17 protein-coding genes are annotated in these 18,668 nt (G+C 35.5%); all 17 read left to right on the forward strand.

The features are described 5' to 3' along the window. Positions 1-79 precede the first annotated feature (79 nt). The 17 genes from FD33_RS01330 to uvrA all read left to right on the forward strand — a co-directional run bounded on the left by FD33_RS01330 (position 80) and on the right by uvrA (position 18,518). Complete coding sequence (locus tag FD33_RS01330) at positions 80-955, forward strand: phosphate ABC transporter substrate-binding protein PstS family protein (protein WP_025084592.1); 876 nt, start codon at positions 80-82, stop codon at positions 953-955. Next, positions 956-1,876: a phosphate ABC transporter permease subunit PstC gene (gene pstC / locus FD33_RS01335; protein ID WP_025084591.1), complete on the forward strand. Its 921-nt coding sequence runs from the start codon at positions 956-958 to the stop codon at positions 1,874-1,876. Beyond that, entirely contained in the window at positions 1,876-2,763 is an 888-nt protein-coding gene (gene pstA / locus FD33_RS01340) for a phosphate ABC transporter permease PstA (protein WP_056955688.1), read from the forward strand. Before pstC ends, pstA begins: the two co-directional genes overlap by 1 nt. Positions 2,764-2,766: 3 nt before the next feature. Beyond that, complete coding sequence (pstB, locus tag FD33_RS01345; protein WP_025084590.1) at positions 2,767-3,573, forward strand: phosphate ABC transporter ATP-binding protein PstB; 807 nt, start codon at positions 2,767-2,769, stop codon at positions 3,571-3,573. 11 nt (positions 3,574-3,584) lie between these two features. Beyond that, entirely contained in the window at positions 3,585-4,343 is a 759-nt protein-coding gene (gene pstB, locus FD33_RS01350; RefSeq protein WP_025084589.1) for a phosphate ABC transporter ATP-binding protein PstB, read from the forward strand. Between the two features lie 11 nt (positions 4,344-4,354). Further along, positions 4,355-5,035 carry a phosphate signaling complex protein PhoU gene (gene phoU / locus FD33_RS01355; RefSeq protein WP_054643098.1) on the forward strand — a complete coding sequence of 227 codons (681 nt, stop codon included), beginning with the start codon at positions 4,355-4,357 and terminating at the stop codon, positions 5,033-5,035. A gap of 57 nt (positions 5,036-5,092) precedes the next feature. Then, entirely contained in the window at positions 5,093-5,344 is a 252-nt protein-coding gene (locus tag FD33_RS01360) for a PspC domain-containing protein (RefSeq protein WP_025084588.1), read from the forward strand. A 24-nt stretch (positions 5,345-5,368) separates the two neighbouring features. Then, a complete protein-coding gene (locus FD33_RS01365) occupies positions 5,369-5,734 on the forward strand; it encodes a phage holin family protein (protein WP_056955689.1) in 366 nt (121 codons plus the stop codon). Between the two features lie 64 nt (positions 5,735-5,798). Next, positions 5,799-6,764, forward strand: a complete 966-nt coding sequence (hprK, locus tag FD33_RS01370) for an HPr(Ser) kinase/phosphatase (protein WP_025084587.1) — start codon at positions 5,799-5,801, stop codon at positions 6,762-6,764. Then, a complete protein-coding gene (gene lgt / locus FD33_RS01375) occupies positions 6,764-7,579 on the forward strand; it encodes a prolipoprotein diacylglyceryl transferase (protein ID WP_034543837.1) in 816 nt (271 codons plus the stop codon). Before hprK ends, lgt begins: the two co-directional genes overlap by 1 nt. Before the next feature lie 65 nt (positions 7,580-7,644). Further along, a complete protein-coding gene (trxB, locus tag FD33_RS01380; protein WP_025084585.1) occupies positions 7,645-8,586 on the forward strand; it encodes a thioredoxin-disulfide reductase in 942 nt (313 codons plus the stop codon). 179 nt (positions 8,587-8,765) lie between these two features. Continuing rightward, complete coding sequence (locus FD33_RS01385) at positions 8,766-9,020, forward strand: helix-turn-helix domain-containing protein (protein WP_025084584.1); 255 nt, start codon at positions 8,766-8,768, stop codon at positions 9,018-9,020. A 129-nt stretch (positions 9,021-9,149) separates the two neighbouring features. Next, positions 9,150-10,868 (forward strand): phospho-sugar mutase, encoded by a 1,719-nt coding sequence (locus tag FD33_RS01390; RefSeq protein ID WP_025084583.1) that lies wholly within the window; start codon positions 9,150-9,152, stop codon positions 10,866-10,868. Between the two features lie 113 nt (positions 10,869-10,981). Beyond that, positions 10,982-12,274 carry an alkaline phosphatase family protein gene (locus FD33_RS01395; RefSeq protein ID WP_025084582.1) on the forward strand — a complete coding sequence of 431 codons (1,293 nt, stop codon included), beginning with the start codon at positions 10,982-10,984 and terminating at the stop codon, positions 12,272-12,274. A gap of 14 nt (positions 12,275-12,288) precedes the next feature. Next, positions 12,289-13,533, forward strand: a complete 1,245-nt coding sequence (locus FD33_RS01400) for an MFS transporter (protein WP_025084581.1) — start codon at positions 12,289-12,291, stop codon at positions 13,531-13,533. Positions 13,534-13,657: 124 nt separating this feature from the next. Continuing rightward, positions 13,658-15,667 carry an excinuclease ABC subunit UvrB gene (uvrB, locus tag FD33_RS01405; RefSeq protein ID WP_025084580.1) on the forward strand — a complete coding sequence of 670 codons (2,010 nt, stop codon included), beginning with the start codon at positions 13,658-13,660 and terminating at the stop codon, positions 15,665-15,667. Position 15,668: 1 nt separating this feature from the next. Continuing rightward, positions 15,669-18,518, forward strand: a complete 2,850-nt coding sequence (gene uvrA / locus FD33_RS01410; RefSeq protein ID WP_056955690.1) for an excinuclease ABC subunit UvrA — start codon at positions 15,669-15,671, stop codon at positions 18,516-18,518. Positions 18,519-18,668: the final 150 nt, after the last annotated feature.

Genomic DNA, 18,668 nt, shown 5'->3' on the forward strand with positions numbered 1-18,668 from the left:
TAATTTATTTTATCATGACTTTTTTTTATACAAAAAATATACAATGTTGTACTATCCTAGTTGGATAGAGGTGAGAACATTGAAAAAAAGACTTGTCGCATTATTTGCAATTATGCTTTCCAGCATTCTCGTTTTGAGTGGTTGCAAAGGCAGCGGAAGCCAAGAAACTATTACAGCAGTTGGATCTTCAGCTGCCCAACCATTAGTTGAACTTGCCGGGGAAGAGTTTACAAAGAGTAACCCTAACCAGTACGTGAATGTACAAGGTGGTGGAACTGGTACAGGACTGAGCCAGATTCAACAAGGTGCGGTTAATATTGGTAATTCTGATTTGTATGCAGAACAGAAAAAAGATATTGATGCTAGTAAGCTTGTTGATCATCGAATAGCTGCAGTGGGTATGGTTCCAGTAGTTAATAAAGATGTAAAAGTTAAATCCCTGACAATTAAGCAATTAAGACAAATTTTTTCTGGTCAGGTAAAGAACTGGAAGCAAGTTGGTGGACAGGATTTACCAATTACGATCATTAACCGTGCCGATGGAAGTGGTACGCGATCATCGTTTGAGAGTGATGTTATGAATGGGACTCCATTCGTTCGCTCACAAGAACAAGATTCCAGTGGAATGGTCAGACAAATTGTCTACAATACAGATGGTGCAATTAGTTATTTGGCTATGCCATACTTAAATGATACTGTAAAGACAATTGAGGTTAACAATGTAGAACCAACCATTGAAAATATTGAAAATAATAAGTGGAAGATTTGGTCTTATGAGCATCTTTATACCAATGGTAAACCTACTGGGATGACTAAAGATTTTTTGAATTTCATTATGACCAAGCATGTTCAACAAAACGTGGTTAAAAAGATGAATTATGTTCCCATTAACGAAATGAAGTATGAAAAGGATTATAAGGGCAATGTTACGCCCGTTTCAAAGGGGGTAAAATAATTGAAAGATCCAATTAGAGAAAGTTTAACTAGAAAATCGGTATCTGCCAAAAGAGAAACTCGGGGTAAGATTATTTCTTTCAGTTTTACTGCCATTATTGTTTTATTAGTTGTTACTATTATCGGATTTATTGCTTCAAGAGGGGTCATTATATTTATTAAAGATGGTGTCAATCCAATTGATTTTTTGACTCATTCTGTATGGGCTCCAAATAAGTTAGATAGTGCTGGACATCCAATTGTTGGTGCTGCACCAATGATTATTGGGTCGTTTTCAGTTACTTTGATTGCAGCTTTGATAGGAACACCCTTTGCCATTGCTGCAGCAATTTTTATGACTGAAATTTCACCAAGTTGGGGTCGGAAGGTTTTGCAGCCTGTAATTGAATTACTTGTTGGTATTCCTTCAGTTGTTTATGGATTCATTGGTTTAACAATTGTTGTACCCGCAGTAAGAACAATTGCTGGTGGTAGTGGATTTGGTATTTTAGCTGGATCATTTGTTTTATTTGTTATGATCTTGCCAACCATTACATCAATGTCGGTTGACGCTTTAAAAGCGGTTCCACGTTATTATCGTGAAGCCTCGCTTGCCTTAGGTGCTACTAGATGGCAAACTATTCACAAAGTGGTTTTAAGAGCTGCAACACCGGGATTACTGACGGCCGTTGTTTTTGGAATGGCTCGTGCCTTCGGTGAGGCCTTAGCCGTTCAGATGGTTATTGGTAATGCTATGTTGTTACCACAAAATCTGGTTTCACCATCATCAACACTAACTAGTGTTCTGACTATGAATATGGGAAATACTATCATGGGTTCAACATCCAATAATGCTTTGTGGTCATTGGCCTTGTTGCTTCTCTTGATGTCACTACTCTTTAATTTTGTTATTAGAACGATCGCCAAGCGAGGTGAATTCTAATGTTCAACGAAAAAACTAAAGATAAGATTGCTACTGGTGTAATTTATTTTATGTCAGGTATTATCGTTTTAATTTTGATAGGTTTATTAGTTTATATTTTAGGTAGTGGGTTACGCTATGTTAATTGGCATTTCTTAACTTCTGGTTCTAAAGCCTTTCAAGCTGGTAGTGGCGTAGGTGTTCAATTATTTAACTCTTTCTTCCTATTGATTTTATCAATGTTAATTTCTATTCCAATCTCTATTTCGGCTGGTATTTATTTATCAGAATATGCAGGGAAAAATAAACTGGTTGAATTGATTAGAGTTTCAATTGAAGTTTTGAGCTCTTTGCCATCAATTGTTGTTGGTTTGTTTGGATTTTTGATTTTCGTTATTAGTTTCAAGTTTGGTTTTTCCATTTTGTCTGGTGCTTTGACACTGACTGTTTTTAATTTACCAATTCTAACTAGAAATGTTGAAGATTCATTAAAATCAGTTTCACAGTCACAACGTGAGGCTGGATTGGCCTTAGGTTTGTCAAAATGGGAAACAGTTATCCATGTTATCATTCCAGACGGACTACCAGGTATTATTACTGGGATGATTATTGGTGCTGGTAGGGTCTTTGGTGAAGCTGCTGCCTTAATTTATACTGCGGGACAAAGTGCACCACCACTTGATTTTACTAATTTCAATATTTTTAGTATAACTAGTCCTCTAAACCTAATGAGACCGGCTGAAACCTTAGCTGTTCATATTTGGAAGGTTAATTCTGAAGGACTAATTCCGGATGCTGTTCAGGTATCAGCCGGTGCCTCGGCTGTTTTGATTATTGCTGTATTAATTTTTAATCTTCTATCTAGATATATTGGCAATTTAGTTTACAAAAAGATGACGGGTAAATAAGATATGATTGAACAAAATGATCAACAATACATCCTTCATTTGGATGAAGATAAACATGAAATCGCCATGAAGACTGAAGATTTACAGGTATTTTATGGCGAAAAGGAAGCGATGCATAAAGCATCCTTGCAATTTGAAAGATATAAAATAACATCTTTAATTGGAGCCTCTGGTTCTGGTAAGTCAACATTCTTGAGATCATTGAATCGTATGAACGATAATGTTGAAGGTGCAAGCGTTAAGGGTAAAATCATGTACCGTGGTTTGGATATCAATAAGAATAATGTTGATATTTATGAAGTAAGAAAGCATATTGGGATGGTGTTTCAACGACCTAATCCATTTTCTAAATCAATTTATGATAATATTACTTTTGCACTAAAGCGTCACGGATTGCATGACAAGAAGAAATTAGATGAAATAGTTGAAACAACATTGAAACAAGCTTCATTGTGGGATCAAGTAAAAGATGATCTTAACAAAAGTGCTCTAGCTCTGTCAGGTGGACAACAGCAGCGTCTCTGTATTGCTAGAGCAATTGCAATGAAGCCAGATATTCTTTTGATGGATGAGCCAGCTAGTGCGTTGGATCCAATTTCAACTTCAAATGTTGAAGAGACCATGATGAATTTGAAAGATAATTATACAATTATCATCGTTACACATAATATGCAACAAGCCGCTAGAATAAGCGATTATACGGCATTTTTCCATTTAGGTCATGCTGTGGAATTTAATGAGACGAGAAAGATATTCACTCGTCCAAAAATTAAAATAACAGAAGATTATGTTTCGGGACACTTTGGATAGGAGCGTTAAGTTTGGCAAAAAAAATTTTGACATCTTCCGATGTACATTTATTTTATGGAAAAAAAGAAGCATTAAAAGGTATTAACTTAGATTTTAATAAAAATGAGATCACTGCTCTAATTGGTCCTTCAGGTTGTGGTAAATCGACGTATTTAAGATGTTTGAATCGTATGAATGATTTAATTCCTGATGTAACTATTACAGGAACAATTTCATTGGATGGCAAGAATATTTATTCTCCTAATGTCGATACTGTAGCCTTGAGAAAACAAGTGGGGATGGTATTTCAACAGCCTAATCCGTTTCCTTTCTCAATTTATGATAATGTAGTGTATGGACTAAGATTAGCTGGTGTTAAAGATAAGTCAGTTTTGGATGAAGCAGTTGAAACTAGTTTGAAAAATGCCGCTGTTTGGGATGATGTGAAGGATAAATTGCATCAAAGTGCATTGTCACTTTCAGGTGGTCAACAACAAAGAGTATGTATTGCTAGAGTTTTAGCGGTGAAACCTGATATTATTTTATTAGACGAACCAACTTCTGCTTTGGATCCTATTTCGTCGGCTAAAGTTGAAGATACAATGTTGGCACTACGTGAGGATTACACTATTATTACTGTTACACATAATATGCAACAGGCTTCGAGAATATCCGATCAAACCGCCTTCTTCCTAAATGGAGAGTTAATTGAAGCAGATAAAACAAAAAATATTTTCTTAAATCCAAAAGAGAAACAGACTGAAGATTATATTTCAGGAAAATTCGGTTAGGAGAAAAAACGATGCGCACTACTTTCGAGGAACAATTAAATAACTTACATTTACGATTCTCAGAAATGGGTATGATGGCGAGTGAGGCCATTATGAAATCTGTTAAAGCATATATTGATCATGATAAATCTTTGGCCAAAGAGGTTATTCGTAACGATCATGTGATTAATAAACGAGAGATGGACTTGGAAAAGGAATCTTTTGAAATGATTGCTTTGCAACAACCAGTTACATCTGATTTGAGAATGATTGTAACGGTTTTAAAGGCTAGTTCTGATTTAGAAAGAATGGGCGATCATGCGGTAAGTATTGCTCAGGAAACAATTAGAGTTAAGGGTGAAACAAGAATTCCCGAAATTGAAAAACTAATTGCGGAAATGGGTGAAATGAGTACTAGTATCGTTGAAGATTCACTGGAAGCCTACTTGAAAAAAGATAGTAAGATGGCTGAAGAAGTTGCTCATCGTGATGTAGAGATTGATGCAAAAAGTACTTTGATCAATGAACTATGTATCAAAGATATGCAGAAAACTGTAGAGAATGTTTTAAGTGGTTCGTCTTATATGCTTGTGGCTAGTTATTTGGAACGTGTTGGTGATTATGCAACTAATATTTGTGAATGGGTTGTTTACTTGAACACTGGACATGTGGTAGAACTGAATCGGAAGCATATTCCTGATGTCGATGAGTAGAATTGATATTTTCTTGAATATGTAGTATATTTTTTGGACAAGTTGAGGTGAATTTATATGAAGGAAAGAATCACAAGATCTACTACGGATCGAATGTTAGCAGGTGTATGCGGTGGTTTAGGTGCCTACTTTGGCGTTGATTCAACCTGGATACGTTTAGCCTTTATCTTTCTGTTACCTTTTACTTATTTTCTACCAGTCTTAGTTTATGTAATTCTCGTATTCTCTTTACCTGAGAAACGAAATATTCAAGAGACGGATTTTAATAAGAGAAAGCGTGGCACTAAAGCTGCCAAGAAATATTACTGATTCAAAAAAGAATGAGGGTATGAAATGAAGTTACTTATAAAAGTGGCAATACAAACGCTTTTGTTTTTAGCAATTGCTAGATTATTGCCCGGTATGTTTCGAGTGGACACTTTAGCTACGGCGATTATTGCTAGTCTTGTTTTAGCCATTTTGAACTGGACAATCAAACCACTTCTACATATTATTTCTCTACCGATTACATTTATTACATTTGGACTATTTTCCTTTGTAATTAATGCAATCACTCTAGAATTAACTTCGGCGTTAGTTGGGTCAAATAGTTTTTATTTCAATGGATTTGGTTCAGCCCTAGTCGTTGCCATTATTCTAGCAATCTGTAATTCGATCATTAATAGTTATACAATGAATAATTTTCAAAGACGCGTCTAGAACGCGTTTTTTTGTTTCTAAAATGATAAAATTATTATAAATAAAGAATCTGTGGGGGTTAGCAATGACAAATTTTGTTACAGTATCTCAAATGGTAAAGGATAACGAATTGAAAGTTTATGCTGGAGAAGAGTTATTAAAAGATAAAAAAGTCATAACGACCGATATTTCTCGCCCGGGAATCGAATTGACGGGTTATTTTGATTATTATCCAAGTGAACGAATTCAGTTATTTGGTCAAACAGAAACTTCATATTCACGTTCAATGACTGCCAATAATCGTTATAAAGTGATGCTTGAATTGTGTCGTGAAGATACGCCGGTCCTTTTGATTTCAAGAAATATTCAACCAAGTAAAGAATTGTTGAGAGCTGCTAAGGAACATCATGTTCCTGTTATTGGTTCAGAGTTACCAACAACAAGACTTTCAAGTATGATCACCGAGTATTTGGATGAGAAACTAGCTCCCAGAGAGTCAATTCATGGTGTTTTAGTAGATGTTTATGGTATTGGAATTTTATTGACTGGTCATTCTGGAATTGGTAAAAGTGAAACAGCTTTGGAATTGATCAAACGTGGTCATCGTTTAATTGCTGATGATCGTGTTGATGTTTATCAACGTGATGAAAAGACTATTGTTGGTGAAGCACCTAAGATTTTGAATCACTTATTGGAAATTCGTGGTATTGGAATTATCGATGTTATGAATCTTTTTGGAGCAGGTGCCGTTCGTTCTCAAAGTGAGATTCAATTGATTATTAATTTGGAGAATTGGTCTGCCGATAAGAATTATGATCGTATTGGAACTTTGGAAGATAGACGTACCTTTTTTGACGTTGATGTACCACAAATTACTGTTCCGGTTAAAGTCGGTCGTAATATCTCTATCATTATCGAAGTCGCTGCCATGAATTATCGTGCTAAGAAGATGGGATATGACGCTACAAAGAAATTTGAAGATAATCTAGGATTATTAATCAAAGAGAATGAGGAAAAAACAAAGAATGAAAAAAATGGAGAAGGTAAGTAATGAATTTTGATTTGCTGGCATTAAACCCAATTGCTTTAAATCTAGGCGGTTTAGAGATTCACTGGTATGGAGTTATTATTGCCCTGGGTGCTTTAGTTGGAGTTATCATGGCAATGCGTGAAGCAAAAAGAAGACATCTGGATCCTGATAATATTTTGGATTTAGTTTTATACGGAGTTCCAATTGCTTTAGTTGGTGCTCGTCTGTATTATGTTATTTTTGAATTACCATATTACTTGGCTAATCCTAGTGAAATAATTAAGATCTGGCATGGTGGTATTGCAATTTATGGAGGTTTAATTGCCGCATTTATTGTTTTGTTGGTTCTATGTAAAAAAAGAAATATTTCGCCCTGGTTGATGCTAGATATCGCCGCACCTTCAGTTCTTTTAGGACAAATAGTTGGTCGCTGGGGTAACTTTATGAATCAAGAGGCTTTTGGTGCTAAAACTACTTTGAGTTTTTTACAATCTTTACATATGCCACATTTCATTATTGAACAAATGTATATCAATGGTGCTTACCGTCAGCCAACCTTTTTGTATGAATCTGTTGGTAATTTAATAGGTTTGGCTTTGATTTTAATTTTGAGAAATCGTAAGCATCTGTTAAAACGTGGTGAAGTATTTTTAACATATTTAATTTGGTATCCGGCAGTTAGACTTTTTGTTGAAGGTATGCGAACAGATAGTTTATATATTTTACCAGGCGTAAGGGTTTCACAAGCCTTATCACTAATACTATTTTTCGTTGCCATTGGAATTTTTATTTATCGTCGAAAGAATGAAAATGATCCTTGGTATAATGAGTTGTGAGCAATCTAATTGATAATTAAAAAATAAATGGTAATATTTGTTGAGTAATAGGAGGTAATTCGACGATGAAAACATACGATGTAGTAATTATTGGGGCAGGTCCTGGTGGATTAACTGCCGCTTTATATGCTTCACGTGCCAACCTTTCAGTAATGATTCTTGATCGTGGTATCTATGGTGGTCAAATGAATAACACCGCTGCGATTGAAAATTATCCTGGATTTGAATCAATTTTGGGTCCAGACTTGAGTGAAAGAATGTATAAATCTTCAACTCAGTTTGGTGCTGATTTTGGTTATGGTGCTGTTCAATCAGTTGAAGATAAGGGTAATGTTAAAATTATCCACACTGATGATGGCGATTATGAAGCTAAAGCATTAATCATTGCAACTGGTTCACAATATAAGAAGATTGGGGTTCCTGGTGAAAATGAATTATCGGGACGTGGTGTTTCTTATTGTGCTGTTTGTGATGGTGCTTTCTTCAAGGATCAAGATGTCGCCGTTATCGGTGGCGGAGATTCTGCTGTTGAAGAGGGAATTTACCTTACACAACTAGCTAAGTCAGTAACAATTATTCACCGTCGTGACCAATTGCGTGCTCAAAAAATTCTGCAAGACCGTGCATTTAAAAATGACAAGATTAAGTTTGTCTGGAATGCTGATGTTAAGGAAATTACGAGTGCTGACGATAAAGTTTCCGGTGTTAAATACGTTGATAAGAAGACTGGCGAAGAACACATTGTTCCAGCTAAGGGTGCTTTCATTTATGTTGGTATCAAACCAATGACAGAACCATTCAAGGACTTAGGTGTTTTGGATGAAGACGGATGGATTAATACTAATGAACATATGCAAACAAATATTCCTGGTATTTTTGCTGTTGGGGATGTTCGTAAGAAGGATCTTCGTCAAGTAGCTACAGCTGTTGGTGAAGGTGGTATAGCTGGTCAACAAGCATACAGTTATATTCAAGAACTTGCTGATGATAAGGTAACAACAAAATAGTATAAAAAGTATTTTGAATATGAGGATTATGAAATGGAGAATATCCATTTTGTAATCCTTTTTTTGTGCCTTGACCTAATAATAAAAGACTAAATATTGAAAAAATTATTATTAGCATTTGGTTTGAATATATACATGTTTAAACATATACTATTAGCAAAAGACAGGAAGTGATTCTTATGTGTGAAGTAGTAGATAAAAAAATAAATCAATTGATGAACGAATCTGGTTTCAATATTGCTAGAAACCTAAAAGTCTTAAGAAAAGAAAAGAATCTAACTCAAAAGGAAGTAGCAAGACATCTGAATATTGATGTGACAACTTTATCTCACTATGAGACAGGTATTAGAATGCCAGATATTGATACACTAATTGCGTTGGCAAGATACTATGATACGGATATAAACAGAATCATCAGTAATAATCTCGAATAATTTGTATATTTGTGGTCGATTTTTAAGGATATTTTAAAAAAAATAGCTTAAAGTGTCGTAATCAAATATAAATGGTACTCTATGATTGATATAATGGTTGTAAGTACTTACAAATTAGGAGGACAAGTTATGTCTTGGCAAGATAATATGCAACAATGGCTCGACTATAAAGATTTGGATCCAGATATGAAAGAGCAACTTAACGAAATGAAGAATGATGATAAGGTTGCGGAAGAAGCTTTCTACGAACCAATGGAATTCGGTACTGCTGGTATGCGTGGTCTTATTGGACCTGGTATTAATAGAATGAACATTTATACTGTTCGTCAAGCAGCTGAAGGTCTAGCTTCTTTCATGGATACTCTGGATGACAAGTTGAAGTCACAAGGTGTAGCAATCAGTTATGATTCACGTTACTATTCACAAGATTTTGCTTATGAATCAGCAAAAGTTTTGGGAGCTCATGGAATTCACAGTTATGTGTTTGACAGTTTAAGACCTACACCGGAATTATCTTTTGCAGTAAGAAGTATACCTACATATGCTGGTATTATGATTACTGCTAGCCATAATCCTAAGCAATATAATGGATTTAAAATTTACGGACCAGATGGTGGTCAAATGCCACCAGTTGAATCGGATAATATTACTAGTTTTGCTAGAAAAGCTAGCAATCTATTCGCTATTAAAGTAAAGCCTGTAACAAAGTTGAGAGAAGAAAAATTATTAACTCTTATTGGTGAAGATGTTGATTTAAACTATATGAAGAATTTGGAAACGGTTATTGTTAACCGCGATTTGATCAATAATATCGGTGATAAAATGAAATTTGTTTATTCACCACTTCATGGTACCGGTAAGATGATTGCTCCTCGAATTTTCCAAAAGTTAGGATTCAAGAATTTTAATATGGTAACTGAACAAGCCATTTTGGATCCTGAATTTGCTACAACTCCATTCCCTAATCCTGAATTTGCTCAAACTTTTGATTTAGCAATTGAACGTGGTAAGAAGATTGGTGCTAATATATTGATTGCAACAGATCCTGATGCTGATCGTTTGGGAGCTGCAGTTAGACAACCAGATGGTTCTTATAAGTTGATGACAGGTAATCAAATTGCTTCGGTTCTTTTGAATTACTTATTACAAGCAAAGAAGGGCCTTAAGCAATTACCAGCTAATGGAGCAGTTGTTAAATCTATTGTCTCGTCTGAATTGGCAACAGCTATTGCTAATAAATATAATGTTGAGATGCTCGATGTCTTGACTGGATTTAAATATATTGCTGAGAAGATTGAACAATTTGAAAAAAATGGTAGCAATGAGTTCCTCTTCGGATTTGAAGAAAGTTATGGATATCTTGTAAAGCCATTTGTTCGTGACAAAGATGCTATGCAATCAACTTTATTATTAGCTGAAGCTGCAGCTTATTACGAATCAAAAGGTAAGACCATCTATGATGCACTAGAAGATCTTTATGAAGAATTTGGTTACTATCGTGAGAAGACTATCTCTAAGACATTTGAAGGTATCTCTGGTAAAGATAAGATGGCTCAAATTATGAAGACACTTCGTGAAGAAGGTATCGACGAAATCAATGGCGTTAAAGTTGTTGAATCAATCGATTATTTAAAAGATACAGATACTACTGAGGCAGGGGTTAAACCTACGGGATTACCAAAGGCTGACGTATTAAAATATGTTTTAGCTGATGATACTTGGGTTGCCGCTAGACCTTCAGGTACTGAACCAAAATTGAAATTTTATATTGGTGTTAAGGCTGATACAGAGGCCAATGCCGCACAAAAACTAGCTGATTTTGCTAAAGAAATCGAAGGTTGGGAATAAAATAAGAGATAGAGACAAAAGTTATTTTTTGTCTCTATCTTTTTGTTTCGTTACAAGTATTTCTCAACTGCGATATAATATTTTCATGTAGTTTGTGAAAAGAGGAGAAGGAATTGTCAACAAATCAACATCTAATTATTATTTCGCTTGATTCTTTAGGATTTAGAGATATTGATGAACATCTCGATGAATTACCAACATTGAGCAAGTTAGTACACGGGGGAACTTGGGTTAAAAGGGTTCAAGGAATCTATCCAACTTTAACTTATCCTTCGCATACGACCATTATCACTGGTCAATATCCAAGTGTTCACGGAATTGTAAATAATACTAAGATTCAATCTAATCGTCGATCACCTGATTGGTACTGGTATCAGAAGGATGTTAAATCAACGACATTATATGATTTAGCACGAAAAAAGGGACTTAAGACGGCCGCCTTTCTTTGGCCAGTAACAGCCGGTAGTAAAATTGATTACAATTTGGCTGAAATTTTTCCTAATCGAATTTGGACCAACCAAGTCTTGGTTTCACTGAAGGCTAGTTCACCGTTGTTCATTTTAGAAATGGATAAAAAATATGGAAAATTGCGTAATGGTATCAAACAGCCTGCTTTGGATGATTTTATTACGGCTTGTGCGGTTGATACGGTAAAAAATAAGCAGCCTAATTTGATGTTGTTACATTTGGTTGACATGGATAGCATGCGCCATCAATATGGGGTTCGTTCTGAAGATGCTATGAAGGCTTTGCATCGATTAGATGGTCATGTAAAGCAAGTAATTGATGCTAGCAAAGAAGCTGGTACCTTTGATGATACGAACTTTGTAATTTTAGGAGATCATTATCAAATTAATGTTGATAAGATGATTCATTTGAATACTTTGTTTGCAAAGAGAAATTGGCTAACACCAATCAAAGATCAAACTTTCAAAAAGGATTGGTCAGTAATGGCTAAAACTTGTGATGGATCAACCTATATTTATACAAAGAATTTTGATCAAATCCAACGTTTGAAGGAACTAATTTCAGGTGTTGAAGGTGTAGAAAGAATTTACTCATCACGAGAGGCAGCAGCCATGGGAGCAGATCCTAATTGTACTTTGATGGTTGAAGCTAAGGCTGGTTATTACTTTACTGATGAAAGTGATCGTCCTAATGTTGTAGAGCAAGTACTTCCTGATATGATGGGAGATGCTGATCGATATCGTGGTGTTCATGGATATCATCCTCAAAAACCAGGCTACAAAACAACCTTAATTTTTAATGGACCAATGGTTGAAAAAAATCATACAGTCGAAAAGGCTAATTTGGTAGATGAAGCACCAACTTTTGCTAAGTTGTTAGGCTTAAAATTTGATGCACCAATAGCCGGAAATAGTATTGAGGATGTATTTATCGATTAGAATAGAGGAATTTTATGAGGTTTAATAAGAAACAGTGGAGTTGGATCTTCTATGATTGGGCCAATTCTGGCTATGGAATTATCGTTACAACAGCAGTATTACCAGTTTATTTCAAATCAATAGCACAGAATTCAGGAGTTTCGGCGGCTAATGCAACGGCCTTTTGGGGTTATGCCAACAGTTTTGGAACTTTATTAGTTTCTATTTTGGCTCCCGTTTTAGGTGCATTAGCAGATTATCCGCATCACAAAAAGCGATTAATGAATTATTTTTCATTTTTAGGAATTATTATGACGTTTGGTTTGGCGTTAGTACCGTCAAATCAATGGCAATTATTATTAGGTGTGTATATCCTGTCGATAATTGGATATTCAGCTGGTAATTTATTTTATGACAGTTTTTTAACAGATGTTGCCAGCAATGAGGAGATGGATACTCTTTCTTCAAATGGATATGCTTACGGCTATTTAGGTGGAGTTGTAGCTTTTATCTTATTCTTAGTTCTACAATTAACGAGTGGCTTTGGTATGTTATCCAGTTATGGTGTGGCACGATGGAGTTTTCTTCTAGCAGCCATTTGGTGGATTATTTTTTTTATTCCATTGTTGAAAAATGTCCAACAGGTCTATTCATTACCAGAAAATGCACACCCTGTTACATCAAGTTTTAAACGTGTCTGGAAGACAATTACTCATTTGAGAAAGTATAAGGCTGCAGCTTGGTTCTTAGTAGCCTATTTCTTCTATATTGATGGAGTTGATACAATTTTCACGATGGCTACCTCAATCGGTATGGATATGGGAATTAACACGACAACATTAATGCTTGTTTTGTTAGTTGTTCAATTAGTAGCTTTTCCATTTTCTATTTTGTATGGTTGGTTTGCTAATAAAGTTTCTACTAGAGCGGGAATTCTTTTAGGAATTGTTCTATATTTTGGTATTTGTTTATATGCTTTGAAACTAACCAGTGCTAAAGATTTTTGGATCTTAGCTGTTTTAGTTGGAACCAGTCAAGGTGGTATTCAAGCTTTGAGTCGTTCTTATTTCGGAAAACTGATTCCCAAAGAATCCGGAAGTGAGTTCTTTGGTTTCTATAATATATTAGGAAAATTTTCGGCTGTGATGGGTCCAATTTTGGTTGGTATCGTCACCCAGATTACGGGAAAATCCACAATTGGCGCTGCTTCATTGAGCATTTTATTCTTCATTGGATTGATAATTTTCTTAATGTTGCCACGTTTGGTAAATGAAAATTAAATTATGGCGAAAATATGTTCGCTATGGTAATATAGAGCCAGCGCAATAAGCCTGACATTAATTACATCTAATTCGTGTGCGAGAGTTAGATGTTTTTTTTAGCTCAAGGGGGGTAAATTAATCCGTGATAGATAGAGTTACTAATAATAAATTTGATTTGGTTTCTAAATATTCACCTGCTGGAGATCAAGCTCAAGCAATCGATACCATTACTAAAGATTTCAAGGCTGGCGATAAAGAAGTTGTTCTTGAGGGTGCCACTGGTACTGGTAAGACCTTTACAATGGCTAATGTAATTAAAAGCTTGAATAAACCAACATTGATTATTTCACATAATAAAACATTGGCAGGACAACTGTATGGTGAATTTAAGGAATTTTTCCCTAACAATGCGGTTGAATATTTTGTTAGTTATTATGACTACTATCAACCAGAAGCCTATGTACCATCTAGTGATACGTATATTGAAAAGGATTCTAGTATTAATGATGAAATCGATAAACTTCGTCATTCAGCTACTAGTTCACTTTTGGAACGTAACGATGTTATTGTGGTTGCCTCTGTTTCATGTATTTTTGGTTTAGGTGATCCTAGAGAATATGCCGACAGTATTATTTCTTTACGGGTTGGTCAACAGATTGCTCGCGATACTTTGTTGGAAGAATTAGTTGATAACCAATTTGAACGTAACGATATTGACTTTCAACGTGGAAGATTCCGTGTCCGTGGCGATGTTGTTGATATCTTTCCGGCTTCACGTGATGATAATGCTATTCGTGTGGAATTTTTTGGTGATGAGATTGATCGAATCATTGAAATGGATGCATTAACAGGAGAAATAAAAGGATCAATGGATCATATTGGTATCTTTCCGGCTACTCACTTTATGATCAGTGATTCTAAAATGGATGAAGCTTTGAAACGTATTAAAGACGAAATGGATGTTCAAGTTGATAAATTTACTAAAGAAGGTAAATTGCTGGAAGCTCAACGTATTAAACAGAGAACTGAATATGACATTGAAATGATGCGAGAGATGGGTTACACATCTGGTATTGAAAACTATTCTCGTCATATGGAAGGTCGTGCTGAGGGTGAACCACCATTTACTTTGCTAGATTTCTTTCCTAAAGATTTTAATATTATGATTGATGAATCTCACGTTACTATGCCACAAATTCGAGGAATGTATAATGGTGACCGTGCCAGAAAGCAACAGTTAGTCGATTATGGCTTTCGATTGCCTAGTGCATTAGATAACCGTCCGTTGAAGTTGGATGAATTCGAAAAACATGTTAATCGTATTTTATATGTATCAGCTACACCGGGTCCTTATGAGTTGGAGAGAACAGATCATAAAGCTGAACAGATTATTCGTCCTACAGGTCTATTGGATCCTAAGATTGAAGTACGTCCAATTATGGGACAAATTGATGATTTGGTTGGTGAAATTAATGATCGTGTGGCTAAACATGAAAGAGTCTTTGTAACCACCCTAACAAAGAAGATGGCTGAAGATTTAACTGATTACTTTAAAGATTTAGGAATTAAAGTTAGATATTTACACAGTGACATTAAAACTTTGGAGCGAACGAAGATTATTCGTGATTTACGATTGGGCAAATTCGATGTTCTAATCGGAATCAATTTGTTGCGTGAAGGTATCGATGTACCAGAAGTTTCACTAATTGCTATATTGGATGCTGATAAGGAAGGCTTCTTGAGAGCTGAACGTTCATTAGTTCAGATTATTGGTCGTGCATCGCGTAATGAACATGGTAAAGTTATTATGTATGCTGATTCAATTACGGATTCAATGCGTGGAGCGATTGATGCAACTGCACGTCGTCGTAAATTACAGATGAAATTCAATGAGGAGCATAATGTAACACCTAAGACAATTGTTAAACCAATTCGGGATGCTATTTCAATGTTCCAGAAAGTTGATAATTCTTCTTCTGAGACGGAGAAGATTGACGATGATATTGACTTTAAGGATATGAGCAAGAAGGAACGTGAAGAACTTCTTGCCAACCTAAATGAACAAATGGAATCTGCTGCCAAGAAATTAGACTTCGAGGCTGCTGCTAATTTACGTGATACGATTTTGGAATTAAAGGCGGAAATGAAATAGAATGTTAAATGATAAAATTGTTATTCATGGTGCACGTGCACATAATTTAAAAGATATTGATGTAACAATTCCTCGTGATAAATTAGTTGTTATGACTGGTCTATCCGGTTCAGGTAAAAGTTCTTTGGCTTTTGATACACTTTATGCTGAGGGTCAGAGACGTTATGTTGAGAGTTTATCGTCTTATGCCCGTCAGTTTTTAGGACAAATGGACAAGCCAGATGTTGACTCAATTGATGGATTAAGTCCTGCTATTTCAATTGATCAAAAAACTACCTCTAAAAATCCTCGTTCAACTGTAGGTACAGTTACAGAAATAAATGACTATTTACGTTTATTGTGGGCTCGTGTTGGGACACCAATTTGTCCAAATGATGGGACTAAAATTACAAGTCAATCGGCTCAACAAATGGTTGATGCTATTTTGAAATTGGATGATGGAACTAAGCTACAAGTTCTTTCACCAGTCGTTCGTGCTAAAAGAGGACAACATAAAAAAGCCTTGAATCAAATTAAGAAACAAGGTTATGTCCGTATACGTGTTGATGGTGAAATTCACGATGTTAGTGAAGATATCGAATTGGATAAGAATAAAAAACACAGTATTGATGTTGTGGTTGATCGAATTGTTGTTAATGATCATATTAAATCTCGTTTGTTTGATTCAGTTGAAGCAGCTTTGAGATTATCCGATGGTTATATGAACGTTGATGTTATCGGTTCAGATATGATGGTTTTCTCAGAAAAGAATGCTTGTCCTATTTGTGGTTTCACAGTTGGAGAATTGGAACCACGCTTATTTTCATTCAATGCACCGTTTGGGGCTTGTGAGAATTGTGATGGCTTAGGGATTAAGTTAGAAGTTGATCTTGATTTGGTTATTCCAGATCAAAGTAAAACTTTAGCTGAAGGGGCCATTGAACCTTGGAACCCAATCAGTTCACAATATTATCCAGAAATGTTGGCTCAAGCGGCCAAGGAATTTAATATCGATATGAATACGCCATTTGAAAAATTACCTCAAAAGGACCAGGATATTATTCTAAATGGTTCTGATGGTAAGACTTTTCATTTTCATTATGAGAATGATTTTGGTAGCGTACGTGATGTTGATGTTCCATTTGAAGGAGTTCTTCCTAATATCAATCGTCGCTATCATGAAACTAATAGTGATTTTACACGTGAGGTTATGCGAAAATACATGACTGAATTGAAATGTCCTGTTTGTCACGGTAAACGATTAAATCGTCAAGCCTTAGCTGTTAAAGTTGAAGGCAAGGATATCGCTGAAGTTTCCGATATGTCAATCAAAGATGAACTTCCATTTTTTAAGGCAGTTAAATTTGGTGAACAGAATACGGTCATTGCTAAACCTATTTTGAAGGAAGTTAAGGATCGTCTCAGTTTTTTGATTAATGTTGGGTTGGAGTATTTGTCATTATCTCGTTCGGCTGGGACTTTATCAGGTGGTGAAGCTCAAAGAATTCGTTTGGCTACACAAATTGGTTCTAATTTATCTGGAGTAATGTATATTTTGGATGAGCCTTCAATTGGATTGCATCAACGTGATAATGATCGTTTGATCAGCTCTTTAAAGAAAATGCGTGATCTTGGTAACACTTTGATTGTGGTTGAACATGATGAAGATACAATGCGTGCTGCTGATTATCTTATCGATGTTGGTCCTGGTGCGGGTGAGAATGGTGGTCAAATTGTGGCCGCTGGAACTCCTAGTGAAGTAGAGAAGAATCCTAAATCGCTGACTGGCCAATATTTGGCAGGTAAAAAGTTTATTCCAGTACCTTTGGAGCGTCGTGTTGGTAATGGTCAATTTGTTGAAGTTTACGGTGCACAAGAGAATAATTTAAAGAAGCTGAATGTTAAATTTCCATTGGGTAAATTTATCGTTGTGACCGGTGTTTCAGGTTCAGGTAAATCAACTTTGGTTAATATGATCTTGAAACGTGCTTTAGCTCAAAAGATGAACCATAATTCTGAAAAACCTGGTAAGTATAAAAAGATTACTGGTTACGAGAATTTGGAAAAGATGATTGCTATTGATCAGAGTCCTATTGGACGTACGCCAAGAAGTAACCCAGCTACATATACTGGTGTCTTTGATGATATTCGTGATTTATTTGCTCAAACCAATGAGGCTAAATTGCGTGGTTACAAGAAAGGCAGGTTCTCTTTCAATATTAAAGGTGGACGTTGTGAAAACTGTCGTGGTGATGGAATTATCAAGATTGAAATGAATTTCTTACCTGACGTTTACGTACCATGTGAAGTATGTCATGGAACGCGTTATAATTCTGAAACCTTGGAAGTAACTTATAAAGGTAAAAATATTGCTCAAGTGCTTGACATGAAGGTTTCTGAGGCATTGGACTTCTTTAGCAACATTCCAAAGATCAAACGTAAGTTACAGACAATTCAGGATGTAGGATTAGGTTATGTTTCACTAGGACAGTCAGCCACTCAATTGTCCGGTGGTGAAGCTCAAAGAATGAAGCTAGCCTCTGAACTTTATAAGAAATCTAATGGTAAGAATTTCTATATCTTGGATGAACCTACAACTGGTTTACATACAGATGATATCAAACGTCTCTTGGGTGTCTTGCAACGTTTAGTTGATGAAGGTAATACTGTCTTAGTTATTGAGCATAACTTAGATGTTGTTAAATCAGCTGATTGGCTAATTGACCTTGGACCTGAAGGCGGTGAAGGTGGAGGTACGATCGTTGGTACTGGTACACCTGAAGAATTAGCTGAAGTAAAAGATAGTTATACTGGTCAATATTTGAAACCAATCTTGGAACGTGATACCAAACGTACTAAAGATGTTGAATAGATAGATTCATTTAAATAGAATAATAAAAACAGGTATCTACTAAATATCAATTCTAGTAGATACCTGTTTTTTGTTATTCTTCATTTAGAGATTGTGGCTGTTCGTCAAATCAAGTTGATGGCGGTTCAAGTTAACAGTTAGACCATAAAT

The organism is Companilactobacillus paralimentarius DSM 13238 = JCM 10415, from assembly GCF_001434985.1.
Classification (GTDB): Bacteria; Bacillota; Bacilli; order Lactobacillales; family Lactobacillaceae; genus Companilactobacillus; species Companilactobacillus paralimentarius.